Annotated in this window: 24 protein-coding genes and 3 pseudogenes; 11 read left to right on the top strand and 16 right to left on the bottom strand. The window is 62.0% G+C overall.

Features of this window, described 5'->3' with window-relative positions:
• Window positions 1-38: 38 nt before the first annotated feature.
• Window positions 39-686: pseudogene (locus RHIBR816_RS33660) on the top strand (magnesium chelatase domain-containing protein); the annotation flags it as partial.
• A gap of 95 nt (window positions 687-781) precedes the next feature.
• Here RHIBR816_RS33660 and RHIBR816_RS0103315 read toward each other — a convergent pair.
• Window positions 782-2,257: a DNA sulfur modification protein DndB gene (locus RHIBR816_RS0103315; protein WP_026186597.1), complete on the bottom strand. Its 1,476-nt coding sequence runs from the start codon at window positions 2,255-2,257 to the stop codon at window positions 782-784.
• Window positions 2,258-2,782: 525 nt separating this feature from the next.
• Between RHIBR816_RS0103315 and RHIBR816_RS0103310 the strand changes: the two genes are divergently transcribed.
• A complete protein-coding gene (locus tag RHIBR816_RS0103310; protein WP_018235110.1) occupies window positions 2,783-3,832 on the top strand; it encodes a hypothetical protein in 1,050 nt (349 codons plus the stop codon).
• A gap of 293 nt (window positions 3,833-4,125) precedes the next feature.
• The gene (locus RHIBR816_RS0103305) at window positions 4,126-4,641 is read left to right on the top strand and encodes a hypothetical protein (RefSeq protein ID WP_018235109.1); all 516 of its coding nucleotides are present in this window, start codon (window positions 4,126-4,128) and stop codon (window positions 4,639-4,641) included.
• Window positions 4,642-4,731: 90 nt separating this feature from the next.
• Here the strand turns inward: RHIBR816_RS0103305 and RHIBR816_RS0103300 are convergent, their stop codons facing one another.
• Entirely contained in the window at window positions 4,732-5,301 is a 570-nt protein-coding gene (locus RHIBR816_RS0103300; protein ID WP_018235108.1) for a recombinase family protein, read from the bottom strand.
• A gap of 224 nt (window positions 5,302-5,525) precedes the next feature.
• Between RHIBR816_RS0103300 and RHIBR816_RS35240 the strand changes: the two genes are divergently transcribed.
• The gene (locus tag RHIBR816_RS35240) at window positions 5,526-6,323 is read left to right on the top strand and encodes a GIY-YIG nuclease family protein (protein ID WP_018235107.1); all 798 of its coding nucleotides are present in this window, start codon (window positions 5,526-5,528) and stop codon (window positions 6,321-6,323) included.
• Window positions 6,324-6,483: 160 nt separating this feature from the next.
• On the opposite strand, the gene RHIBR816_RS0103290 is transcribed toward RHIBR816_RS35240, so the two are convergent.
• The 5 genes from RHIBR816_RS0103290 to RHIBR816_RS33650 form a co-directional block, all read right to left on the bottom strand.
• Window positions 6,484-6,738 carry a hypothetical protein gene (locus RHIBR816_RS0103290; protein WP_018235106.1) on the bottom strand — a complete coding sequence of 85 codons (255 nt, stop codon included), beginning with the start codon at window positions 6,736-6,738 and terminating at the stop codon, window positions 6,484-6,486.
• Between the two features lie 14 nt (window positions 6,739-6,752).
• On the bottom strand, window positions 6,753-7,139 hold the full coding sequence (locus RHIBR816_RS0103285) for a hypothetical protein (protein WP_018235105.1): 387 nt from the start codon (window positions 7,137-7,139) through the stop codon (window positions 6,753-6,755).
• 213 nt (window positions 7,140-7,352) lie between these two features.
• Entirely contained in the window at window positions 7,353-7,535 is a 183-nt protein-coding gene (locus tag RHIBR816_RS37385; RefSeq protein WP_157628137.1) for a hypothetical protein, read from the bottom strand.
• 199 nt (window positions 7,536-7,734) lie between these two features.
• Entirely contained in the window at window positions 7,735-8,358 is a 624-nt protein-coding gene (locus tag RHIBR816_RS0103275) for a helix-turn-helix domain-containing protein (protein WP_018235103.1), read from the bottom strand.
• A 630-nt stretch (window positions 8,359-8,988) separates the two neighbouring features.
• Complete coding sequence (locus tag RHIBR816_RS33650; protein WP_245262553.1) at window positions 8,989-10,584, bottom strand: recombinase family protein; 1,596 nt, start codon at window positions 10,582-10,584, stop codon at window positions 8,989-8,991.
• Between the two features lie 55 nt (window positions 10,585-10,639).
• Here RHIBR816_RS33650 and RHIBR816_RS33645 point away from each other — a divergent pair.
• Window positions 10,640-11,536 (top strand): annotated as a pseudogene (locus tag RHIBR816_RS33645) (YifB family Mg chelatase-like AAA ATPase); the annotation flags it as partial.
• A gap of 64 nt (window positions 11,537-11,600) precedes the next feature.
• Here the strand turns inward: RHIBR816_RS33645 and cysK are convergent.
• Window positions 11,601-12,569: a cysteine synthase A gene (gene cysK / locus RHIBR816_RS0103260; protein WP_018235100.1), complete on the bottom strand. Its 969-nt coding sequence runs from the start codon at window positions 12,567-12,569 to the stop codon at window positions 11,601-11,603.
• A gap of 248 nt (window positions 12,570-12,817) precedes the next feature.
• Between cysK and RHIBR816_RS0103255 the strand changes: the two genes are divergently transcribed.
• Together RHIBR816_RS0103255 and RHIBR816_RS0103250 are read left to right on the top strand one after the other, a co-directional pair.
• Window positions 12,818-13,450 carry a LysE family translocator gene (locus RHIBR816_RS0103255; RefSeq protein ID WP_026186595.1) on the top strand — a complete coding sequence of 211 codons (633 nt, stop codon included), beginning with the start codon at window positions 12,818-12,820 and terminating at the stop codon, window positions 13,448-13,450.
• Between the two features lie 79 nt (window positions 13,451-13,529).
• The gene (locus RHIBR816_RS0103250; protein WP_052522714.1) at window positions 13,530-14,279 is read left to right on the top strand and encodes a gamma-glutamylcyclotransferase; all 750 of its coding nucleotides are present in this window, start codon (window positions 13,530-13,532) and stop codon (window positions 14,277-14,279) included.
• Here RHIBR816_RS0103250 and RHIBR816_RS0103245 read toward each other — a convergent pair.
• Window positions 14,243-14,548, bottom strand: coding sequence for an NIPSNAP family protein (locus RHIBR816_RS0103245; RefSeq protein WP_018235097.1), 306 nt, complete (start codon window positions 14,546-14,548; stop codon window positions 14,243-14,245). The genes RHIBR816_RS0103250 and RHIBR816_RS0103245 overlap by 37 nt on opposite strands.
• Entirely contained in the window at window positions 14,545-15,459 is a 915-nt protein-coding gene (locus RHIBR816_RS33640; RefSeq protein ID WP_018235096.1) for a DMT family transporter, read from the bottom strand. The genes RHIBR816_RS0103245 and RHIBR816_RS33640 overlap by 4 nt, the downstream gene beginning before the upstream one ends.
• A 135-nt stretch (window positions 15,460-15,594) precedes the next feature.
• On the opposite strand from RHIBR816_RS33640, the gene RHIBR816_RS0103235 reads away from it, so the two are divergent.
• Window positions 15,595-16,029, top strand: a complete 435-nt coding sequence (locus tag RHIBR816_RS0103235) for an Lrp/AsnC family transcriptional regulator (RefSeq protein WP_026186593.1) — start codon at window positions 15,595-15,597, stop codon at window positions 16,027-16,029.
• Between the two features lie 58 nt (window positions 16,030-16,087).
• Here RHIBR816_RS0103235 and dut read toward each other — a convergent pair whose 3' ends face one another.
• Window positions 16,088-16,564, bottom strand: a complete 477-nt coding sequence (gene dut, locus RHIBR816_RS0103230; RefSeq protein ID WP_026186592.1) for a dUTP diphosphatase — start codon at window positions 16,562-16,564, stop codon at window positions 16,088-16,090.
• A gap of 92 nt (window positions 16,565-16,656) precedes the next feature.
• Here dut and RHIBR816_RS0103225 point away from each other — a divergent pair, with 92 nt between their 5' ends.
• Window positions 16,657-18,240, top strand: coding sequence for a peptide chain release factor 3 (locus RHIBR816_RS0103225; RefSeq protein WP_018235093.1), 1,584 nt, complete (start codon window positions 16,657-16,659; stop codon window positions 18,238-18,240).
• A 7-nt stretch (window positions 18,241-18,247) separates the two neighbouring features.
• Here RHIBR816_RS0103225 and RHIBR816_RS0103220 read toward each other — a convergent pair whose 3' ends face one another.
• The 4 genes and pseudogenes from RHIBR816_RS0103220 to RHIBR816_RS0103205 all read right to left on the bottom strand — a co-directional run bounded on the left by RHIBR816_RS0103220 (window position 18,248) and on the right by RHIBR816_RS0103205 (window position 21,320).
• Window positions 18,248-18,619: a hypothetical protein gene (locus RHIBR816_RS0103220; protein ID WP_018235092.1), complete on the bottom strand. Its 372-nt coding sequence runs from the start codon at window positions 18,617-18,619 to the stop codon at window positions 18,248-18,250.
• A gap of 93 nt (window positions 18,620-18,712) precedes the next feature.
• Window positions 18,713-19,407 (bottom strand): annotated as a pseudogene (locus RHIBR816_RS33635) (B3/4 domain-containing protein).
• Between the two features lie 18 nt (window positions 19,408-19,425).
• Window positions 19,426-20,328 carry a DMT family transporter gene (locus tag RHIBR816_RS33630; RefSeq protein ID WP_018235091.1) on the bottom strand — a complete coding sequence of 301 codons (903 nt, stop codon included), beginning with the start codon at window positions 20,326-20,328 and terminating at the stop codon, window positions 19,426-19,428.
• 179 nt (window positions 20,329-20,507) lie between these two features.
• Window positions 20,508-21,320, bottom strand: coding sequence for an AraC family transcriptional regulator (locus RHIBR816_RS0103205; RefSeq protein ID WP_026186591.1), 813 nt, complete (start codon window positions 21,318-21,320; stop codon window positions 20,508-20,510).
• A gap of 103 nt (window positions 21,321-21,423) precedes the next feature.
• On the opposite strand from RHIBR816_RS0103205, the gene RHIBR816_RS0103200 reads away from it, so the two are divergent.
• Window positions 21,424-21,948, top strand: a complete 525-nt coding sequence (locus RHIBR816_RS0103200) for a helix-turn-helix transcriptional regulator (RefSeq protein WP_026186590.1) — start codon at window positions 21,424-21,426, stop codon at window positions 21,946-21,948.
• A 75-nt stretch (window positions 21,949-22,023) separates the two neighbouring features.
• Entirely contained in the window at window positions 22,024-23,007 is a 984-nt protein-coding gene (locus RHIBR816_RS0103195; protein ID WP_018235088.1) for an NAD(P)-dependent oxidoreductase, read from the top strand.
• 268 nt (window positions 23,008-23,275) lie between these two features.
• Here the strand turns inward: RHIBR816_RS0103195 and RHIBR816_RS0103190 are convergent, their stop codons facing one another.
• Window positions 23,276-23,677, bottom strand: coding sequence for a GFA family protein (locus RHIBR816_RS0103190; RefSeq protein ID WP_018235087.1), 402 nt, complete (start codon window positions 23,675-23,677; stop codon window positions 23,276-23,278).
• Window positions 23,678-23,754 lie beyond the last annotated feature (77 nt).

The raw sequence follows: 23,754 nt of genomic DNA, 5'->3' as shown, positions 1-23,754 counted from the left end.
GGCGGTTGTGTGGTGCAGGCTGGAGCAATGGGGGCATCATGGTCGCGCGCGTCAGCACGGTTGCGTTTCAGGGTATCGAGGGTGTTCCGGTCGACGTCCAGGTGATGGTGGCGCCCGGCAAGGTCGGTATGCAGATCGTCGGGTTGCCGGACAAGGCGGTTGCCGAAAGCCGCGAGCGCGTTCAGGCGGCGCTGCACGCCTCGGGTCTGGCGTTGCCGGCCAAGCGTGTCACGGTCAATCTGGCGCCGGCGGACCTGCCCAAGGAAGGCAGCCATTTCGACCTTGCCATCGCGCTCGGGCTGATGGCGGCGCTCGGCGCGATACCGGCGGACGCGCTTTCCGGCTATGTCGTCATCGGCGAACTCAATCTCGACGGCACGATCGCGCCGGTCGCCGGCGCGCTGCCGGCGGCAATCGGTGCCAATGCGCTCGGCAAGGGGCTGATCTGCCCGGCCGAAAGCGGCGCGGAAGCGGCCTGGGCCGGGTCGGAGATCGACATCCTCGCGCCACGCAGCCTGATCGCCATCGCCAATCATTTCCGCGGCACGCAAGTGCTCTCGCGCCCCGAGCCCGCCATCCGTGCCGCGGCCGCCAATCTTCCCGATCTCGCCGACATCAAGGGCCAGGAAAGCGCCAAGCGGGCGCTGGAGGTGGCGGCGGCCGGCAACCACAACCTGCTGATGTTAGAGACAAAGGACCTCGGGCTGGTTTCCCGTGGAGAGGTTATTGGCCACAGGAGGATACCCCCCGGAGCTGGGGGATACCCTTTCTCATTGCCGTCTTACGCCGCAGCAGGTGCGTCAGCATTTGGGAGCGGCTCTGCGCCCCGCCTGGACGGAAAGCTGAGCCGCCAGCGGATCATATCGGCAAGAATTGGGTAGATGTCGTTATGTTTAGCGCCGAAGCGCATCAGCCCGCCCTGATGACTTCCGATGTCCCTGTTCCCGCTTTCCTCGCTCGGCAAATAAGCTGACAGGCCGGTAAGGCCATGTGCGTGGCGCTCAGCATCTGTCAACTCGTAATACCGCCAGAGCGGGTTATCGTGGCTGAAATCGATGTCGGTCAACTTCCCGAGGAGATCATCGACAAGCTCGTCACCATTGGCCGGCCGGCGGTTGCTGAAAGCGAAATCGTAGACCAGTTTGGCCAGTGCCTTAAGCACGACCGGCTGAGCAGCTACGGTCTTCTCGCGCGCCTTGTCCTCGCCGAAGCCTGGGATTGCATCGACGGCGGTCCAAAAGCGATAAGCCACGCCGGTTTTCCCATGAACCATCGCCGGGCTGGCGCCGTTTATGTTGGTCTTGTTCAGGAACAACAGCGCATTCACGGCTACGAGATCTTTCCGAGTGATACCGCCTTCATCGTCATTCCAATTCTTTACGTCCTGCTCGGTGACACGGAGGCCGAGCTTGTCCACGAGCTCGTCTTTGATGAACAAGTTGACCGGGTTGGAGTTGTCGAACTGAAGGGCGAGATTGGTGTCGACCTTCTTACCCAGCCTGTTCAAGTCGTGGAACAGCTGGCGCTCTTCGTCCGGCTTCAGGCCAAGATGAACCTCAATCAACAGCGTGCAGTAAGTACGGGCGACTTCGAAGCACTCCTCCCAGGCTGTCAGCTCTTCAGTTGAGAGCGCCTCTCCATCTTTGGAGCCAAAGAGGTTGGCACCCTTTTTCGGATAGGTTTTGGACGCCCGTATGGTGTCGAGGAATTCAAACACGATCTGCATCGCCTTACGGCGGTGCTGACCGTCGACAACCCAGAGAACATGCCGCTGGGACAGGAAGACCTTAAAGGATGCCGTTTCGTCAGTCCGGCGATCCACCATCCGATCCCCTCGAATGTCGTTGCCGCGAGGATCGCATTCGCGAACATTCACGACAATCGGCTGAATCGCCATGTAGGGCTGCCGACCCAGCGCGTGCATGATCTCGTTCAGGCGGATTGAAGGGGATTTCTTCAGAATGTCACGCCGCTCAATGGCCGCCGATACGAGGCCCTTAAGAATGTAGTGAGCCAACTTATTCGCGTGCGTGGGGTCAAGTTTGCGCTGCGCGATTGCATCCCCATCGCGGCCAGGGTCATTCGCCACCTCGGACATAGCGAAGAATTCGTGCATGGGCATCTGCATCAGAAAGGTGCGATTGCCAAGATTGTGGCCGATGAAGACCTTCATGGGTTTCTCGGAGGTGTCACCGCCGTCGAGGATTTCATCGAGCGTTGCGAGGGGGGAGGGAAGGCCGTTCTGAGAGGGGATCATTCGTGCGTCTCCGGTTGATAATGACGACCAAAATAGCTCCCAGGGACGCAAAGTCAACATCATGAACATCAAAAAAAATATCCCAGGGGACTTTTTACGGATGTGCCTGGAGATTGATCGTTCGGTTCACCGCACGAGAATGCCTCCAGACGCATCACAAGCTCAGCTCGACGGGTCGGTACTGTTTCACATTCCCAGACGATCAATACTTCCCACCCGCGCGACAGAAGCTCCTCTATGGCGCGATTGTCACGCTCGACATTAGCTCGCAGTTTGGGCTCCCAAAAATCCAGGCGAGATTTAGGTAGTCGCGCGAGCTTGATGGTGTGAACGGGGAGGCGTCGAAGGCTGCCACATCGCCGGTAGTGGTTCGTTGGATGTTCTGGCGGTTGGCCAGATGTTCCGCTGTGTTCGCGTACCGTTCATGTCGAGGGCTTTATTCGAGGGTTCTTATAAGCTACGTTTTGATTGCGGAGGATGATTCGCCTCAGCCAATGGCTGTAGCTCTTCTTGGATAGGAGCCTCATGAACGCAGTTCGTAAGCAGTCGTTCGAAGCAAGGCCGGAATACTTGAAGGCCAACTTTCTCGAACACATCGCCGCGATGGGTCGACCTCGGGACTGGCAGTACATCACACATGCCCCTCCACCCGATGGCGACGTCGAAGTGCTCCTTGAAGGCTTCGTGCTGCCGAGGGAGAGTGTGCGGCTTCACGGTCTTGCCGCCTGCCCAATCTGCTCCCCGGAAAGTCCGAAATACATGAAGGGCCACTTGCTCTGGTCGCGCGTCGATGGGGGCCTATACGCGGTAGGCCATTGCTGCGGGCACCACTACTTTCAAGATGGTTTGCTTCGGCAGGCGCTCAGGCGTCATTCGTCAAGCGAGCGGCGCAAGGATGATGAGCGGCTTCTCGAACATAACTGGATGATCCCTCAAGCCATCGTTCGGGCTTGGGACGGGATGCAACCACAGGTCCGCGCTCTTGACGCGGTCACAAATGCATTGCGGGCGGGCATGAGTGCTGGCCTTTGTCGGAGCATCCACCGGATGGTCAAGGACACCGGCTACCTGCTCGTGTCGGAGAAGGTCGACCGAAAAGAGGAAATGCGCGGCGCGCTTCGATCCATCGAGGTTCCCTTCGGGGACCGGCCTCTTGCGGGGGCATCGCTCCTGCGTGGTGGCAGCCGCCCAATGGCCCAGGAAGGGAAGATCGGGGGCCTCGTTGCGGCCATTGATGCGGTCGCGTGGGCATCACAGGATGACGCCATTTGGTGGATGTGCGAGCAGCCAGACGGGGAGCTTCGTCGCTTGGTGAGCATCGTGGAGGAGGTGCTGGATTGCATGAGGGCTGCGCTCGCAGACTTGGAAGCTCTCCGAGCGTTTCTCGATCCCGACAATGTCGAGATCATCACCGCGTGGTCCCGGCAGGCTCATGGCCGAGGGCAACGCATCCAGCTTTTCAACGAAGAGGGCGTGATTTCGATATGGCGGGGAGGGAAGCGACAGAAGAAGTTCCGGCTGCCTGCCTCTATCCTCCAAGACGCAGGCGTGGTTCCATCCTTGGAGCGGCCTTAGCGGGCTATCGCCTCGGGGCGCTGCCGCTAAGGCCGCATAGCTGGCGAAGTGGGTCCATCATGGTCAACGAGAGGCTACATCCATCTCCTCCGCCCGAACTTCGAATAGTCCGACGTGACGATGGCCCCTTTTGCCTCAGGATTGGTCTGCGCGGGCAAGACGGGTCTCGGAGTACAGTGTTCCGGTTCTGGTCAGACAGAAGAAGGGGTAACACACGGGACGACATCTACATCGCGAGCAGAAGCATCGCGGGTGCATTGAAAGTCAGTCTACATGCATCTGGGAAACGGCAGGTGAGCTTCACCCGTCAGTACGCTGACAGGGAGCCAAGCGAGCGCATTCCTCTCCCGAAGAACCGCCACCTCGTTTCGTGGGATGCTCCACACTGGGTAGCTGATGGATTGGCTTGGGAGTTCATCGTCCGGTTTCCTGAGGGCCAACTTCGCAAGCTGCCGGTCGCGAAGGGAAGCACGGTCGAGTGGATAGATGTGCCCACACCAGCGCCGGGCGTTGACCTTCTACTTCTCGCATTTGAACCGGGACGAGACTACAACATCACTTTTCGAGGGGCGACACCGATGTTCGGACATGGACTTCCAGATGGCCGATACATCATGCTGGCCGCAAGAATACACCCCCTGCGTCCGACCAGTCCGAACGCCAGCGGTAGTGACACCTCCACGGCTGACGAGATCGATCGCGGCCCTGAGGAGGGTCATCGAGCACTCCTCCTCTTCACAACGAACGAAGGCGTTCACGGCTTCGCAGACTACGCCGTTGACAATGGCCAGATGACCATAACGGCGTGACGGTCGATCTGGTGCACCTGCATGAAGCGACGAAAAAGCATTATCGCTCCCACGAAAGACAAGATGGGAAACCATCAAGACGTTTCGGCCTTACGAGTTGGCATCATCCCGCAACATCCTGAAGACGCTCGACCGGCTCACGCCCAGCTCCTCGATGATGGAGTCAATGGTCTTCCCTTCAGCCTTCATCCTGCGAATGTCCTCTGCCTTCCTCCTCGCTGTCGGTGCTCGTCCCTGATACTTACCTTCGGCCTTCGCCTTGGCGATGCCTTCCCGCTGCCGTTCCAGCATCAGCTCCCGCTCGAACTCAGCAATGGAGCCCAGCAGGTTCAGCATCAGCTTGCCGGTGGGTGTGCCAGTGTCGAGGTTCAAAGCCAGCACACGCAGCTCCACGCCCTTGGCCTTCAGCTTGCTGGTGATGTCCACAAGGTTGGCCATCGAGCGGGCGAGGCGGTCCAGCTTAGTCACGACAAGCGTGTCACCCTCACGCACATAGTCCAGTGCTCGCTCCAGCTCAGGGCGCTTGGTATCGACGGACGACACTTGCTCTTGGAACACCTTCGTGCAGCCAACCGCTTTCAGGTCTCGAAGCTGGGCCTCAAGTCCTGCGGTCTGGTCGAGGGTGGAAGTGCGAGCGTAGCCAATGATGGCAGATGTCATGGTGGTGTCCTCTGTAGTGCCGTTGAAGTCTTAGGTGTTGTGACACTAACAGTGCCAAAAGTCAACACCCATTCATGTGGCACTGCGGTAAGGCGTCTTTCGAGAGAGTCACATGACCCTGCCCTGTGGCACTGTAAGACCGCCTTGAGACAGTCACCCGGTATCTGTTACCGGGGTTAGGCCATCGGGGGATGATGTATGCGGGACGGGATGAGGGAGGGCACATGGTTGAAGTCTTCAAAGTAGCCGACCAATACACCAGGGAGCAGGTGGCTACGCAGATCGGTATGCCCGTTGAGCGGCGTGGAGGGGCGTGGGATACCGGCTACGACGAGTGGAACGGGCAGGCGTTCATCTTTGCCAACGTAGGGATCGCGGGCCGCACTGGGCACGACTACGGCAACAGGTGGGAGGGCAAGAACCTAATTTGGTCTGGCAAGACAAACGCGAGGCGGGGGCAGCCTCAGATCGACCGAATTATATCCAACTCCATTGATGTCCACGTGTTCTGGCGCGGGACCGACCGTTCTCCCTTCACCTATGCCGGTCTAGGTACAGCCATTGCAGCCACAGACGGTACGCCCGTCCAGGTGACCTGGAGCTTTGAACGGAATGATCCGGGCGCTGGACCGGCCCTACCAAATACTTCGCCAACGTGGCGGCGAGGGCCTCCGCCTGTTTCGGGTGAAGCCATTGTTGTGCGCCAGAGTGGCGAAACACACGTCTATCTACTTCGCCTAGAAGGCCCGGTCGGCGCGTTTGTTGATCTGCCACCTGGGCACAGTGTGATCAAAATCGGCATGTCTGGGAACGTCGAGCGTCGTGTCGCCGAATTGAACGCAGGCTTTCCACCAGGTTCTAAGGTTCGATGGTGTGCGGTGCGAACCCACAAATTCGACGCTGCTCGGGCCGCATGGGAATTGGAAGGGCAACACCTTGAAGCGTTGCGCAAGGACGGAAGGTGGATAGGCGGCGAGTTCGCTGTGGTGCCTGACGGCATGATGGAGGAGCTGCTGTCATGACGCTCCAACGCGGGGTGCCGGGGGGAACCGAGCGAGCCTTATATCTGATCTGACCTCTCAAATTTCTTCGGCAATTATTTTGGGGCATGCTTGTCGCACGACCGGGAGGAGACGACGACAGCCTCTCTCAAGCCGTAGTCGTCCCATTCACCGGGAGGTTTCAGTCCCTTTCGGGTGGCCTCAGTCGGACATCTCCGGCCCACCTCTTGGCACTTGGCCTGCCATCGTCGAAGTCGATCTCGACCCAGCCCACATGCCCCCGTCGAGCGAGGACATCACAGGCCATAGGGCCGGGGAGCGAGGTAATCTCGTTGAGCACTTCTCCCATGAACTCAAGCCGATAGCGTCGAAGACCGTCCTTCCGCCTGGGCAGGAGAAGAGCATCGACATGAAGGGCTGCTGTCGCTGCTGTCATCGAGGGTCTCCTTCTCAAGCGACCGTAGAGAGGCGTTCATGGTTGGACGGGTGATTGTCCATCTCGGCGTCTGAACCCTCATGAATGTGGCCCTGACACGGCTTTCTGAGCGGCTTAACGCGAGGCCTACCGTGGTCATCGTCCTCGACCGTCATGCCAGCGGCTTTGACCAGATCGGGGAAGACCATGCGGGCGTACGACCGTGAGAAGTCCCACATCTCCGCTCGACCAGAGAGACCCATCGAAGCCAGATATTGGCAACCATGAGCGGACGGGAGGTGTGTACCGAGGATGACAACGCGGCCGTTGAAGATGACCGAGTAGAGGGTGTGCCGCTTATCCCGCTTGGTCGGGACGATGTAGAAGCGGTGGGCGTAGGCGGTGTTGGTATGAGTGATCATGCGTTCGTTCCTTGGGTTTGGTGAAGGATCGAACAGGCGCGGTGTTCATCGATGCGGACGGTGTTGTGCGACCGGCACAGGAGCGAAAGGGCCGACCAAGGTTTGCAAGGCCTTGGCCGACTGCTCTCCCAAACCACAGGATGAACAAATGAACGACCTGTTCCCGCGAGGTGCAGGTGCGCATGGGGCGCTGGTCGATGGTGATGATGGTGGTCAGTCGGGGATGTGGCCCCAGCTTCGCCGGGTGATGACAAACCAGATCGCTGGCTGCTTCACTCCGAACTGTCGGGCGATCACTGTTTGAGCAACGCCATCACGGTGCAACTGGCGAATGACCGGGATGTCGGCTTCGGTCAGCTTGGCGCGGTAGTGCTTGGAGCCACGGGCGTGGTTCATGAGAATGTCCTTGTGGAAGGTTGATGTGGAAGTGACGGGGCCGGAAGCCGTCGTGATACTGCACTGGTCAGGCGACAGCCGGGATGATGATGAGGTGATGGTGTCGAGGGAGGACACCATCCTCAGACCTCAACCACCATCACCCACAATAAAGATCACCCCAGCTTGTCTCGTCGAAGGTTACCTATATATAGAGATGTCAACCAGCTAAGCTGTTGATAAAATTTGAGAAACACCGTTTTGGAGGTCTCCCAAATGGCCATTCTGCGTGAACAGTTGAAGCTCCTCGTTCACTATCATTGAACAGCCAATGTTTGGACACCGCTTGACGGGATACACCGAGGCGTCTGGCAATCTCGGCCTGTGACATCTTCCCGAGTCGCAAACACCGCCTGACCTTCTCTCTGGTCGGGAGTGCTTCATCGAGCTGTATCGTCTCTCGGTCCTCTGGGAAATCCTCGTTGAAGAACGGGCCGCTGCTGATACGTGCAGCCCGCGTTCCCCGCTCCCGTGTCTCCCGCAGCTCCACCTCAAGGGCTTCACAGGGCTGCTCTCGGAGACGCCTGACGGTGCGTTGGGAGATGTCCAACTCCCCGGCAATGGCGCATGTCGTCCATCCCAGCTCGATCAGGATGTGGACGGCCTTGTGGTTGAACTCTGTGGCCTCCTTGCGAGCTTGATTGGCTCTCTTGAGCGGGAGTTCAACAGGCCGGGGCGGGTCGTCCTGATCGACACGGCGAAGGGCCTCAAGCGCCGTGGCGAAGGGTTGACTATGAATGTCAATCGGCAGCGTGTCGCCGCCGTGGTCTGCGTGTACGTCCATACGGAACGTCCTCATTTCGTTGGCTATGATGTTGTTGTCGACTGCGTGCTCCCTCGGGCGGCCCCGAAAAGACGATCTCCCCGAACCGTCAGGAACGAGGAGACCGCAAGCAGGACCAACGATGAGGGATGTGATGAAGTCTCATCACGCCGCACTCCCGGCTGTCGGATCGCCATGAGTTGGCAGTGCGGTAGGCTGACCGAAGCCAGCGGGGGACAGATGAACGCTCTTTATCCTAAATTGCGGGGTAATTGCGCGCTCAATTTTATTCCAATGCAAGGGGTAATTAGAGGTTGCCGTCTCTATCAATAACAACCAGATGATCACCCTCCGATCTTTTCCGTATGCGTGGGGCAATCTCGATTTCTCTATCCGTATGGTGGCGGTAATCGACCGAGCGATACTGAGCAGGGGCTGATCGGTCTCTGCGTCGTTGAGTTTCTTTCGGCCACTGCCTCCAGCCCGCCCTCATGAGCCTCGCAGACCGGAGGAGCGGGCGTTGGCCTCGACATGACCGGCGCACCCAAACGCCTCGCCACGGTCACGCCTGATCGAAAGACTGCATTCCATAAGCAAAGCCCCCGAAGATCGCTCAACGGGAGCTGTGAAGGTCGTGTGAGGTGGAACTGATCAGGCCGCGCTCGGTAGCTTTGGATCGGGGACGGTGCGGCCCTCGTTCAGCTCAGTCTCCAGAGGCATGGCATACACAATCCCCGTCTGCTCCCCCTCAGCGTGTTTCCAGTGGAACCATAGCTGACCGTCCCGATAGTCTACGACGACCTTCGAGAACAACTGCCGCATGGTCGCGTTGATCTTCGCGACATCACGCTCCTCGTCCTGCGTCTTCGCCACCAGCTCCTTCACGGTGTTCTGCACCCGGTTGGTCAGGCTGTCGGCTATCAGCTCCTCGATCTCCTCCAGCCTCTTATCGATCTCGTCGCGCTCATGCTCCATCGTCCTCAGGCGGCTCAGCAACGCTTTGGAGTGTCCTGCCCGGGCGATGGCCTCGACCAGCCGCTCGATCTCCTCGTACATGACGCTACGGTGGACAAGCAGTTCCTCCCACTTAGACTGCAGCCCTTCGTGCGGTGAAGGTAGCCCGCCAAGCAGCGCCTCGACATGATAGAAGATGGCGTGCTCGACGTTCTCCATCCTGACCTGCTTATAGTCACACCCAGCGCCCACCTTGGCCCGTGAGCATACCAGATAAGGCCTCCCCTGCTTGGTGCCTGAACCCTTATTGATGCGCGTCATTGAGGCGTCACATAGAGGGCACCGAGCAAGGCCAGCTAAGATGTTCGCTACTGGCGCACGCGTTGATGTCGGTCGGGCACTGATCATCGAGGCCACACGTTCGAACGCCTCACGCTCAACCACGGCAGGGAAATAGCCCTCGATAGTCCCGGTCGGAATACGGACCTTCTTACCGTTGATCCTCTCGGCACGGTGTGGCGTGAAGTTTCCAATCACTGCGTGGTCTGCCAGCATCTTGTTGACGTAAGAGCGCTGCCACATCTTCCCCCGCCCGAAGACAGGGACACCGTCTCGGTTCAGCCTCTCAGCGATGCTGTGCTGCCCCACGCCGTCCAGCGTAAGGGCGAAGACATAGCGGACTATGTCGGCACGCTCGGGGATGACATCGAAGCCGGTGCGGTCAGCGTTCAGTCGAAGCCAGCCGGGGCACAGAGCGGTCAGTGGCTTGTTGCCAGCCTGGGCCTTGTCCCGCTTATTCGCCCACGCTGCAGCGACCCTTCGACCCTTTTTGGCGCTCTCCTCATGCGCACGGGATGCCACCAGCAGCGCGACCATGAGGGCCAAGGGGTCTTCATCGAGTGTCTCCTCGGTGTATTGGCGACCATCATCGAGCGTGACAACGGTAATGCCCGCTTCACAGATGCGCTCCAAGACCTTCACTGCCTTCCTCGGCTTCTGGCGGCTGAGGCGGTCAAGGCTCTCTACGAGGAGATAGGCGCCTCTCTGAATGTCCCCGTGATGGACAGCAGCGAGGAATTCACCAAGGCGTCCCGTTTCCTCGTTAGCGCCAGTGAAGGCCGAGACACCGAGATCACGGAAGGTGAGCTTATCGTCAAGCTCAAGTCCCTGCAGGGCCGCGTAGCGTACTGCCGCTTCCGTCTGACGACGTAGGCTATCGCCAAGCTCTTGCTCTGGCGTCGAGAAGCGGATGTAGCTGTAGGCCTTGGGTTTGGTCGTAGTGAGGTCGTTCATGGTCAGGCGCATATCACAGAAGCTTTCGAAAATGTATGGGTCTCTTGTATCTACCATGCTGATGGTCGGGCCGCCCGGTTCCGGCAAGTCGATGCTCGCCGCACGGCTGCCGTCGATCCTGCCGCCGCTGTCGCCGTCCGAGTTGCTCGAAGTGTCGATGATCCATTCGATCGCCGGGCAATTGCCGGGCGGCAAGCTCTCCGACCGCCGGCCGTTCCGCGCGCCGCACCATTCCGCCACCATGGCGGCGTTGATCGGCGGCGGCTTGCGGGCAAAACCCGGTGAGGCGTCGCTCGCCCATCATGGCGTCCTGTTTCTCGACGAGTTTCCGGAATTTCCGCCGCAGGTGCTCGACGCGCTGCGTCAGCCTCTCGAAACCGCGGAATGCGTCATCGCCCGCGCCAACCACCGCGTCAGCTACCCGGCGGCGATCCAGCTCGTCGCGGCAATGAACCCCTGTCGCTGCGGCATGGCCGGCGAGCCGGGACGCAGTTGCGCCCGCGGACCGCGCTGCATGGCCGATTACCAGGCGCGGATCTCCGGCCCGCTGATGGACCGCATCGACATCCGTATCGACGTGCCCGCCGTCAGCGCCGCCGACCTCATCCGCCCCGGCACCGCCGAGGCGAGCGCCGCCGTCGCAAGCCGCGTTGCGCGTGCCCGTGAACTGCAGCGGGATCGCTTCGCCGCCCACGGCCATCCGGAACTCACGAGCAATGCCCGCTGTTCGACGGCGATGATCGAGAAGATCGCCGAGCCGGACGCCGCCGGCCTCCAGCTCTTGAGGGATGCTGCGGAAAAGATGAAGTTCTCCGCGCGCGGCTATCACCGTGTGCTGAAGGTTGCACGAACGCTCGCGGATCTCGACGGCACGCAGACCGTCGGCCGCATCCATCTTGCCGAAGCGATCTCCTATCGGGTCGCCGGCGAGCGCCTGCCGGTGGCGGCGTAGCGATGGTGAGTCAGGTTACACGCAATCCGCCTGCCGACCGCGATACGTGGAGAGAATTGGCGCCCTACGCGCCCAACCCCTCGAACAGCACGGTCGAAAGATAGCGCTCCGCAAAGGACGGAATGATCACCACGATGGTCTTGCCGGCGTTCTCCTCGCGCTGGCCAACTTCGATGGCGGCCTGCAGTGCCGCACCGGATGAAATGCCGACCGGCACGCCTTCGAGCCTCGCGACGAGGCGGGCCACCTCGACGGCTTCGCCCGCGTTCACCGTGATCACCTCGTCGTAGACGCCCGTGTCGAGGATCGACGGCGCGAAGCCGGCGCCGATGCCCTGGATCTTGTGCGGCCCGGGCGCACCGCCGGAAAGGACCGGGGACTCCTCCGGTTCGACGGCGATCACCTTGACCGACGGCTTGCGCGCCTTCAGCACCTGCCCGGCGCCGGTGATCGTGCCGCCGGTGCCGATGCCGGAAACGAGGATATCGACGCTGCCCTCGGTGTCGTTCCAGATTTCCTCGGCGGTCGTCTTGCGATGGATCTCCGGATTGGCCGGATTTTCGAACTGCTGCGGGATGATGGCGTCGGGCAGCGTCTCGGTGAGTTCCTGCGCCTTGGCGATCGCGCCCTTCATGCCCTTCGCGCCTTCGGTCAGGACCAGTTCGGCGCCGAGCAGCGACAGCATTTTGCGCCGCTCGACCGACATGGTCTCCGGCATGGTGAGGATCAGCCGATAGCCCTTGGCGGCGGCGACGAAGGCGAGCGCGATGCCGGTATTGCCGGATGTCGGCTCGACCAGCGTCGTTCGGCCGGGCGTGATCTTCCCCTGCGCTTCGAGCGCCTCGATCATCGCGACGCCGATGCGGTCCTTGACCGAGGCGATCGGGTTGAAGAATTCCAGCTTGGCGAGCAGGTTCGCCTTCACGCCCTTTTCCCCGGCGAGCTTGTCGAGCCGCACGATGGGCGTGTCGCCGATCGTCTCGGTGATCGAGGAAAAGACGCGGCCGCGGCCGGGTTTGCGCGCTTCGGGCATGGGTATCTCCCTTCGTTCTGAAATACTGTGGCGACAATAGGGGCATTGATCGGCCTGTGCCAGAGCAGCATCGTCGCGCCTGCGGCGGCCGAGAGAAAAAGCGGCCGCAAAACCCCTGGTTGGCAGATCATTTTTTCAGCGCCTGGCGGGGCGGGTTTTGCGGGAAAAATTGATCGGGTGACAAGAACGGCATTGTCGGGCGCCGGGCGAACCGACACGTTCCGGAAACCGTGGATGGGGGACGCATCGTGCCGGAAATTCAGAACCTCGTGGTCTTCGCCCTGATAGCGCTCGGCATGGTGCTGACGCCGGGGCCAAACATGATCTACCTGATCTCCCGTTCGATCTGCCAGGGTCCGGGCGCCGGCCTCATCTCGCTCGGCGGCGTGGCACTCGGCTTCGTCTTCTACATGGTCTTCGCGGCGCTCGGCATCACCGCCCTGTTGCTCGCGGTTCCCTTCGCCCACAACGGGCTGTGCTTCGCCGGCGCACTCTATCTCCTCTTTCTCGCCTGGCAGGCCGTGAAGCCCGGCGGTCGCTCGCCGTTCCAGGTCCGCGACCTGCCGCAGGACGGACCGCGCAAGCTCTTCGTCATGGGCCTCGTCACCAGCCTGCTCAATCCGAAGGTGGCGGCGCTCTACCTTTCGCTGCTGCCGCAGTTCATCCGACCGGAATCCGGAAGCGTGCTCCTGCAGTCGCTCGTTTTCGGCAGCCTGCAGATGGCAATCAGCGTCAGCGTCAATGCGCTGATCGCGGTGACCGCCGGGTTGATCGCCGCCTTCCTCGCAGGCCGGCCCCTCTTCATGCTGGTGCAGCGCTGGATAATGAGCACCGTGCTGGCCAGCCTCGCCGTCAGCATGGCTGCCGAGGCGCGCCGGTAAAGCGAGGTCGCCCCGAAAGGCCAGCTTGCACCCGGGGGACGGTTGCGCGATCCTCCTCGGCGTGGCGGAGATTTTGACCATGTCCGGCAGATCAGCATCCTTCAGCTTGACCGCGGCCCATGTCGCGCAGGTCCACAGAGCGGTTGCGGACGGCGGTCCGGGAGCCGGGACGATACTGCACACAGATGCGGACTATGACGACTGGGTGGCGCGGATGACGAAGAGCCATCCGGCGCCGGGCTCGCCAACCCTGCTCTTCGCCTATGGATCGCTGATCTGGAGGCCGGAGATCGAGCATGTCAGGGAAGAAATCGGCATCGCCCGGGGCTGGCATCGATCGTTCTGCTTGCGGATGCTCCGCTTTCGGGGAACACCCGAAGAGCCGGGCCTCATGATGGCCCTCGACCGCGGCGGGCAGTGCCGCGGCGTTCTCTACGAACTGCCGAACGGCGACCTCGAAGGCCAGCTCGGAAGGCTGTTCCGGCGAGAGTTCACCTATAAGCCGCCCAACAGCATGCCCCGCTGGATCAAGGTCGAGACGGCACGGGGATCCGTTCCTGCCCTGGGGTTCGTCATGAACCGCACTTCGTCGTTCTATGCCGGAAGCCTTCCCCTCGAGGTCGTCGCCGAAGTCCTGGCGCGCGCCTGCGGCCATGTCGGCTCGGGCGCGGAGTATCTCCTCAACACGGTGACGCATCTCGAGGCCAGGGGCATTCGCGACCGCAACTTGTGGCGCCTGCAGGCGCTCGTAGCGGAGTGCATCGAGCGCAATGCTGCGCCCTCAGGCGGTCCTCATTCGAACACTGGACGCATGAAGCTGCGCTCGTAGCTGACGATGCAGCGCGTCTCCTCGGCATAGGCGAAGGCCGCTTGGCATTGCGGATCGGCGGCCATCTGCTCGCGATAGGTCTCGTAAATTGCGAGCGAGGGAAAGCTGAAGAGCGCGAGCGCGATGTTGTTGGCGCCCTCATGCGGCATGAAGTAGCCGTGATGCGTGCCGCCGAGCCGGTTCACCAGCGGAATCCAGAGCTTGGCGTAATGCTCGAATTCCTTGAGCTTGTAGGGGTCGACGACGTATTTCAGGTAGCAGGTGATCATGAGGCGCTCCGCTCGGTTTGCCGGTTGATGAGGGGAAGCGAACGCAGCGTCCAGCCGAGATTGGTGCCGGCTGCCGCAACAAGGATCGCAGCCGATCCGGCGATCTGTACCGGCTGTAATTCGTGCCCGAAGGCGACCCGGTCGACGAGGATCGCGGCGATCGGATAGATGAAGGAAAGCGCGCCCGTCACATGGGTCGGCAGCCTCTGGATCGCACCATAGAGCAGGATATACATGATGCCGGTGTGAACGACGCCGACGGCGATCAGCAAGGTCCATTGAAACGCAGTCTGCGGCAGGGGCGCGGTCATTGCGAAGGGCGCGAGCATCGCCGCGCCGGTGACGACCTGGATCAGCGCGATGAGTTGCGGCGGCGTGCCCTTGAGAAGCTTGGTGACGATCGCCGCGATCGCGTAGAAGAAGGCCGCGCCGAGCGAAAGCGCGATGCCGGCTAGATAGTCGCCGGTTGCGGTACCGCCCGCCGGCTTGGCGGAGACGATCGCCAGCATGCCGACAAAGGATACCGAGAGCCAGAAGAGCTTGGTTGGGGTGATCTTCTCGCCCAGGAAAAGCGCCCCGAGCCCCAGCAGCATGAAGGGCTGCGTGTTGTAGACCATCGTCGCAATCGAGATCGAGGCGTGCGAATAGGCCTCGAAGAGCAGCAGCCAGTTGACGACGATCGCCACACCGCCGAGCACGGAGAGAGCCACGATTCTCGGCCGGAAGTGCCTGAGGTCGATCAGGCCAAGCAATACGGCAAGGATCGCCAGCGTCACGGCCCCGAAGACGCAGCGCCAGAAGACGACGCCGGCCACCGGCTGGCCCGACATCAGCACGAACCAGCCGATCGTCCCTGAAATCAGCATTGCTGCCGTCATCTCCGCGCTTCCGCGCCGCAAATCGCTGTTCATCGCTCTCGCTCCATTGCTGATTTGACTGCCAGAGTAATGAGTCTGTTTGTGGGAATATATGGATAAACAAAGGATAATGTGAAATAATGCCTAATTATCAATGGCAAATTGCCGAACTATCTTATGGAGCTGCCAATGCTCGACGAGCTTGACCGTCGTATTCTGGAAATTCTCGCGGCAAATGCCCGCGTGTCGTTGAAGGAGCTCGCGCTGGAAGCGGGGCTCTCCTCGCCGAGCGCCGCCGAGAGGCTGCGCAAGCTCGAGGAGCGCGGCGTGATCAACGGCTTCACCGTCTCCGTCAATCCGGCGCGGCTCGGCTATCCGCTGCAGGCGGTCGTCCGCGTCAGGCCGATGCCGGGCATGTTGCATATCGTCGAAAAGCTCATCCAGGAGACGCCGGAGATCGTCGAGTGCGACAAGATCACCGGTGACGATTGCTTCGTCGCCAAGCTCCTCGTCCGCGACATGGGCGAGCTGGACACGATCCTCGACCGCATCGCCGAGAAGGCGCAGACCAACACGTCGATCGTCAAGTCGACGCCGGTCAAGCGGCGCCTGCCGCCGCTTTAGATTTCTTGTTTATGCATGTCGTTTCCCAAAACCGCTGCACGCTTTCGGGCGACATGCATCAGTTAGCTCCAGTCGAGCCGAAGCCGCCGGCCCCACGGGCGGTCGCCGTCGCGCCGTCCGCCTCGCGGATTGAGACCTGGATCACCGGCGCGATCACCATCTGGGCGATGCGCATGCCGCGCTCGATGATGAAATCCGCCTCGCCGAGATTGACGATGAGCACCTTCACCTCGCCGCGATAATCGCTGTCGACGGTGCCCGGCGTGTTGAGGCAGGTGATCCCGTGCTTGAAGGCGAGGCCGGAGCGCGGCCGCACCTGGCCTTCATGGCCGGCGGGGATTTCGAAGATGAACCCAGTCGGCACCAGCGCCCGCTCGCCCGGGGCAATCGTCAGCGGCTGATCGGCGGAAACGGCGGCACGCAGATCCATGCCCGCGGCACCCGCCGTCTCGTAGGCCGGCAGGTCGAGGCCCTCGGCATGCGGCAGGCGGACGAGGGTAAGGGCGTGGTGTTTTTCGGGAGCGCTCATGGTCATTCCACCATAAGCAGGGTCGGGGTCCCGGCAGTCAATTGCATATTGCCGCCCAAGCCTGTAAAGGACGCCGCAACTCACAGGATACTCAGATCATGGCCGAAAGCATTGCCGAGGCGGTCTCCCGCCGCCGCACATTTGCGATCATTTCGCACCCGGACGCCGGTAAGACGACGCTCACCGAAAAGCTGCTGCTCTTCGGCGGTGCGATCCAGCTCGCCGGCGAAGTGAAGGCCAAGAAGGATCGTATCCAGACCCGTTCCGACTGGATGAAGATCGAGCGCGAGCGCGGCATCTCGGTCGTCACCTCGGTGATGACCTTCGAATACGACGACACCGTCTACAACCTTCTCGACACGCCCGGCCACGAGGATTTTGCCGACGATACCTATCGGACGCTGACGGCGGTCGACGCGGCCGTCATGGTGATCGACGCCGCCAAGGGCATCGAGCCGCGCACGCTGAAGCTCTTCGAGGTCTGCCGCCTGCGCGACATCCCGATCATCACCTTCGTCAACAAGATGGACCGCGAGAGCCGCGATCCCTTCGAGATCCTCGACGAGGTCGAGCACAAGCTGGCGCTCGACTGCGCGCCGGTCACCTGGCCGATCGGCCGTTCGAAGACATTCTGCGGCACCTATCATCTTGCCACCAACGAGGTGCGCGGCGCCGACACGCAGGAGCGGCTGACCAAGGTCAACGATCCGGAAATGGCCTCGCATCGCCTGCCGGAGAACGAGCGCGACGCCTTCATCGAGGAGACGATGCTGGCGATCGAGGCCTGCAAGCCCTTCGACCGCAAGGCTTTCCTCGAAGGCCATCTGACGCCGGTCTTCTTCGGCTCGGCGCTGCGCAATTTCGGCGTTCGCGACCTGATCAATGCGTTGAGCGACTTCGCGCCGCCGCCGCGCGCCCAGGTCGCCGACATCCGCACCGTCGAGGCGACCGACGACCGCATGACCGCCTTCGTCTTCAAGATCCAGGCGAACATGGACCCGAACCACCGTGACCGCATCGCCTTCGTTCGCGTCTGCTCGGGCAAGCTCGAGCGCGGCATGAAGGCACGGCTGTCGCGTACCGGCAAGCAGATGGGGCTGACCGCGCCGCAGTTCTTCTTTGCCTCGCAGCGCCAGCTTGCCGATACCGCCTTCGCCGGCGACGTCGTCGGGATCCCGAACCACGGCACGCTCAGGATCGGCGACACGCTGACCGAGGGCGAGCCGCTCGTGTTCCAGGGCGTGCCGAACTTCGCGCCGGAAATCCTCCGCCGCGTGAGGCTCGAGGACGCGATGAAGGCGAAGAAGCTGAAGGAAGCGCTGCAGCAGATGGCGGAAGAGGGCGTCGTGCAGCTCTTTTCCCCGGACGACGGCGCGCCTGCCATCGTCGGCGTCGTCGGTGCGCTGCAGCTCGACGTGCTGAAGGAACGCCTGCAGGCGGAATACGGCCTGCCCGTTTCCTTTGAAATGTCACGCTTCTCCGTCTGCCGCTGGATCTCCGCCGACAATCCGGCCGAACTCGACAAGTTCATCACGGCGCGCCGGGGCGACATCGCCCGCGACCTCGACGGCGATCCGGTGTTCATGGCCCAGGACGGCTTCTCGCTGCGCTACGAGTCGGAACGCTACCCGGCGATCAAGATGGTGGCGATCAAGGAGTATCACGTCGCCAAGGCGGCGTGATCGACCCTTACGAGAACGACATTCGCAGCGCCAGGATCAGCTGTGCGACGCGGATCGTGACGATCACGTAGACCGCGGCGACGAGAAGCTGCAGCGCCACATGCCGCCGGACTTTCGATAGCCTGTAAAGACCGTCGACGAAGTTCATCAGGAACAGCGCGATACCGATCGCAAAGACGATATAGCCGGCGACCGAGATATTCAGCAGTCCCTTGGCTTCGATGAGGTCGGGGTTTTCGACGGCGTGGATTCCCGCCGCCGTGACCAGTGTCGCGACGACCAGGTTGCGGGCGTGACGGAAGATCTCTTCGAGCCCGCCGCGATCGAAGAGCGCCTGCTTGGCGCGTGCAGCAAGTGATGGAACGCCTCGATCAAGCATGGATTTGATCCTCGCTGTCGCGATTGGTACGCGCCTTAGCCGTTCAAAGCTTTTTGGCAGCAGTGAGGCGATGACCAAGCGAATGGTGGCCGTTCAGCAATCAAGACGCGGCGCCGTCCGGCCCAGTATCGCGCGCCGAGGCTCGACGGACCAGACGGCACGGATGGCGGCGCCAAGTTCGTCGGTGAGCCGTTTCACATCAGACGACGCGCCGGCATGCAGCGCCTCGGCGACGATCAGCACGCGCTTTGTCTCGTCGCGCACGGCCGAATAACCGCTCTGGCGATTGGTCCAGCGCCGCGCATGCGCCCGCCCTTCCGCATCAGCGAAGATGACTTCCTGCGGCTCGGGATGTTCGGTTTCACCGGCAAAGGTCGTGTAGATCTCGCTGCCGGCAGCTCGGCGCACTTCGAGATGGGCCGCCACCTTGTCGAGATCGAAGACTGCGATCGGAACCGCAAAGGCGAGCGAAGCCGCATTGCAAAGATCGATCAGCGGATGGATTTTGGGTAGCGTTCCCTCCTTCCTGAACCGCCTGAGCAGCGCCTCCGAGGCTGAGCGATATTGCGTCGGCTTCATCCCCATGCGCGAAAAGGCGCGGCGCGCCAGGCCTGTATTTCGGGAAGATCACCCTCTGCAGCTTCTGCAAGTCGGGCTTTCGCGACGGCCTCGAACTCATCGCCATGGGCTGCGACGGACATGTCGCGATGGATGCCCTCGACATGGAGGACGCCCGCCGCAAGTTCGGGGAACTCTGTCCAGATATCGGTCGAGTGACGGAAATGCATGAGGCTGCTCCTGTTCAATCAGGTTCGGGCCGTATTGGCAGGCTGAGTCGTCGGTCCGAAAATGCCGAGGCAGAGTACCGAGACAAGGACGCAGCCGATGCCGAGCAGCTGATTGAGAGCCAGCGGTTCGCCGAGCACCGCGAAAGCAAGCAGCACCGCGGAAACCGGCGCAAGCGCGGTGAAGACCGACGCTTCGGTACCGCTCACCTTGGCCAGCCCCGCATACCAGAGCAGGAAGCCGCCGACGGTCGGCACCAGTGCATAATAGACGACGGCGGCAATGGCAGCCGTGGTTATCGATCCGGCCCAGGGAACCTCCGCAAGCGCAATCGGCGCGGCGATCGCGCCGCCGAGGCCCGCCATCAGGCCGGACAGCGTCAGCGGTGGGATTACGCGCTTCAATCGCTTGTTGAGGAGGATGAACAAGCCTTCGCAGATGACGGCGCCGAAGATCAGCAGGCTACCGGTGAGCGAATGCATGCCGCCCGTCTCCGATCGGAAAACGATCGTCAGCACGCCTGCGGCGGCAAGAGCGATCGCGAGAAGCGTCGAAGGATGCGGTCTTTCACCAAGGATGATGATGGCGATCGCCGCCGAGACGACGGGAAGCGTACCGATGATTACGCCGGCATCTGCCGCGGGGGTGAACTTCAAGCCGGAAATGAGCAGGGTCGTATAGCCGACGCCGCCGGCGCCGGCCTGCAGGAAAAGGATGAGCCAGTCGCCCCTTGGGAGCCGCGGCCACGGCGTTCGGGTTCCCCGCATCAGCAACAGCAAGAGCGGGAAAGCGATGGCGAAGCGCAGTGCCGTCGCGGTGAAAGGCGGCAGGCCGGCGGCGATGATCTTGCTCGTAGCAACCGTGCTCCCCACCAGAACCATCGCGAGAGACAGATAGAAATACCCCTGAACTTGCTTCGACATGCTGCCGCCATTTACTTGTTTGGAGGCGGCAGAAAATCGCATCGGGGGTTGGCGGTCTTGTACGGAATTGCAGGTCATAAAGCGCGTCGCATTCAACCATATTCATGCGACGCGCTTTGGGTCTTTGTTTTGTGCATGTCGTTGTCCCAAAACCGCTGCACACTTTTGGGCGACATGCACTAACCGACAGCCCGCGCATAGGCGCCTGGCGAAAACCCATACTTGCGGACGAATACCCGCGTCATATGGCTCTGGTCGGCAAAGCCGCCGGCAGCCGCCGCCTCCGCAAGCGGCGTACCCTTGCCGATCAGGCGGCGGACGATATCGATGCGCCGCTGCATGAGATAGGCATGCGGCGTCAAGCCGATCGCCCTGGCAAAGCCGCGCACGACCTGGAAACGGCTCAAGCCGCTTTCGCGGGCGAGGTCCGCCAAGGTGAGCGGCGTCAGCGGATCGTCGTCGATCAGGTTGACCGCCGCTGCAATTGAAGCGGGCACTTTTTGCCCGGCGGCGGATCGGGGGACAAGACGCATCGCCTCGGCAAGCAACGTCACCGCCAGTTCCTCCCAACGAAGCTTGGACTCGTTGCTGCCTGCGGTCGCCGCGGTCGCGAAGATCGCGCGAAAGCGGGCGGCAAGGGCAGCGTTCCGGATGACAGGATCCGCGAACTCGCAGGTCTGTCTCCGGCCTTCGCTGATGTCGCTGACGATAGCCTCGACCAGCGACGGCGCGAGATAGAGCATCCGCCAGGAGCGACCGGAGTCGCCGATCGGCGTACCGTCGTGGACCTCGCCCGGATTGACGGTGATCACGTCGCCGGCTTCGGCCTCGACGGTGCCGCGCCCGCTCAGCGACTTCTGCGCGCCTTGGTGAATGAGGCCCATGCCGAATTGCTCATGGGTGTGGCGCGCGAAGGAATGGCGTGTCGCGGCTTCGACCACGTCAACCCCGTCAATGCGGCGCGGCATCACGCTGAATTGGCCTTTCGTCACGATCCGATCGCCGTCTGTGTTCTTCGTTGAGCCCGAATGCTGGTATAGCCTTTCCGTCGTCCCGCGGCAAAGCGGCACGCGGTTCGGATTCGAGGAGGCGGCAATGCTTTACACCGGGAGAGCGCTGAAGCGGTTGCGTCTGATGCGTGGCATCAAGCAAAGCCACGTGGCGGAGCTGCTGAACGTCACGCAGGCGACCGTTTCGCGCTGGGAGACAGGCGTCCTGATGCCTGCGGAGGATCAGCGAGCCGCTCTCGAACGCCTCTTCGCACCCCAGGCATCGACCGCCGATCAAGCCATCAAGCGGCTCGTCGAAACCTCGACAGCGCGCGTCCATCTGATTTGCGACCACTCGCATCGACTGCTGGCGGCGTCGCCGGGCCGGCGGAACGAATGGCGACGAGACATGCTCGGAACGCCGATGTTCCGCTATGCGTCGGAGGGCATTCAGCAGGCCGAGGCGGCGCTTCAAGATCTTGGCTGGTATCACGGCCAGACGTCGTCGCTTGTCGTCGAGACCGGGCCGAACGGCCGCGACGACGTGCCGATCCTCGCGGGCAGCGTGCTGTGGGAACGCATTCCCCTTTCGGACGGAGCGATCGGTCGCCTGGTGACGACGCTGACGTGATCGCGGGGGTATAATTTATGCCTTGTCGCTCCCCTGCGGCCGCGTTTAGCCTTCCAGGAAACGAGGAACGAACGGATGACGACTCTGGTGACGGGGAGCGCGGGCCATCTCGGCGAGGCGCTGATGCGGGTATTGCGCCGGGCGGGGCGCCCGGTGCGCGGCATCGACATCAAGCCCTCGGAATTCACTGACCATGTCGGCTCGATCACCGATCCCGCCTTTGTCCGGCACGCCGTCAAGGGCGTGCGCGCCGTCATCCATGCGGCGACGCTGCACAAGCCGCATGTGGCAACGCACGGCTATTCGGAATTCGTCGAAACCAATATCACCGGGACGCTCAACCTGCTCGAGGCCGCAGCCGATGTCAGTGTCGGCGCCTTCGTCTTCACCAGCACCACCAGCGCCTTCGGCTCGGCGCTGACGCCGGCACCCGGCGCGCCGGCCGCCTGGATTACCGAGGATGTCACACCGATTCCACGCAACATCTACGGCACAAGCAAGCTTGCGGCGGAAGGACTTTGCGAACTTTTTGCCCGGCGGCACGGGCTGTCCGTCATCATCCTGCGCACCTCCCGCTTTTTTCCCGAGGCCGACGACGATGCGGAAATCCGTGGCCGCTATGAAACGGAGAATGCGCAAGCGAGCGAACTCCTCTACCGCCGGGCCGATATCGAAGACGTGGTGAGCGCCCATCTGGCGGCGCTGGAGCGCGCAGAGGAGATTGGCTTCGGGCGCTATATCGTCTCGGCGCCGACGCCCTTTTCGCCGGACGACCTGGCCGAGCTCAGGACGGACGCCGCGCGCGTCGTTCTGCGCCATTTCCCGGAATGCGAAGCGCTTTATGCAGAACGGGACTGGAAGCTCTTTCCGTCGATCGACCGGGTTTATGTGAGCGCCCGGGCAGTCTCATCTCTCGGCTGGCGGCCTAAATATGATTTCCGGCACGTGCTTTCTTGCCTAAGCCGGGGAGAGGATTTCCGAAGCCCGCTCGCGCGCGAAATCGGCTCAAAAGGGTATCATGACACGGTATTCGCCGAGGGACCCTATCCGGTGGCGTAGTCATCGGTTCGCGGAGATTGCGCGGGGTTGGATCTGTGGAGTGCCCCTGGGTCGCACCCCCCTCTGCCCTGCCGGGCATCTCCCCCACAAGCAGGGAGATCGGCAAGGCGCGGTGTCTCGCTCGATCAAATACACTGAGAACATGCCGTTGCCTTCGAGGGCTTCGGCATTTGCGGACTCATCGCCTGGCAGCGCATTGCTTCTGGCCAATCTCCACCCTTGTGGGGGAGATGCCCGGCAGGGCAGAGGGGGGGTATCAACACCTCTCTTATTCCCGTGACCTGCCCGGGAGTTCGCCGACGTCGACCCAGGGCAGGGCGGAGGAGCACCAGATCTGCGACCGCGGCCTGAGTTCGCGCCGCTGGTTGATCGTGCCGACGCGGATGCCGATCTCCTCCGCATCCTCGCCCTCGCCGGTCGTATAGACCGGCGAGCCGCATTGCGGACAGAAGAATTGCAGCCGCTTGCGGCCGTTCTCGGCAGTCTTGATATAGAGCTTCGGCTCGCCGCCGGTCAGCCGGAAGGAGGCGCGCGGCGTGCCCGCCGTCACGCGATAGGCGGAGCCGGTGAGTTGCTGGCAATCGGTGCAGTGGCAGATCGACACGTCCTCCGGGTCGATCTCCGCCTCATAGGTCACGAAGCCGCAATGGCATTGGCCGTCGATGTGCATGGGAGGGCTCCTCGTCGCTTTGCCTCAGCAAGATACGATAGGGCGCCCGCTCGATTCGTCGAGTGTATTGCCGCCCC

This window comes from Ensifer sp. BR816 (assembly GCF_000378985.1).
GTDB lineage: Bacteria > Pseudomonadota > Alphaproteobacteria > Rhizobiales > Rhizobiaceae > Sinorhizobium.
Note: the sequence above shows the minus strand (reverse complement) of the source record. Positions and strands in the feature narration are given on the sequence as shown.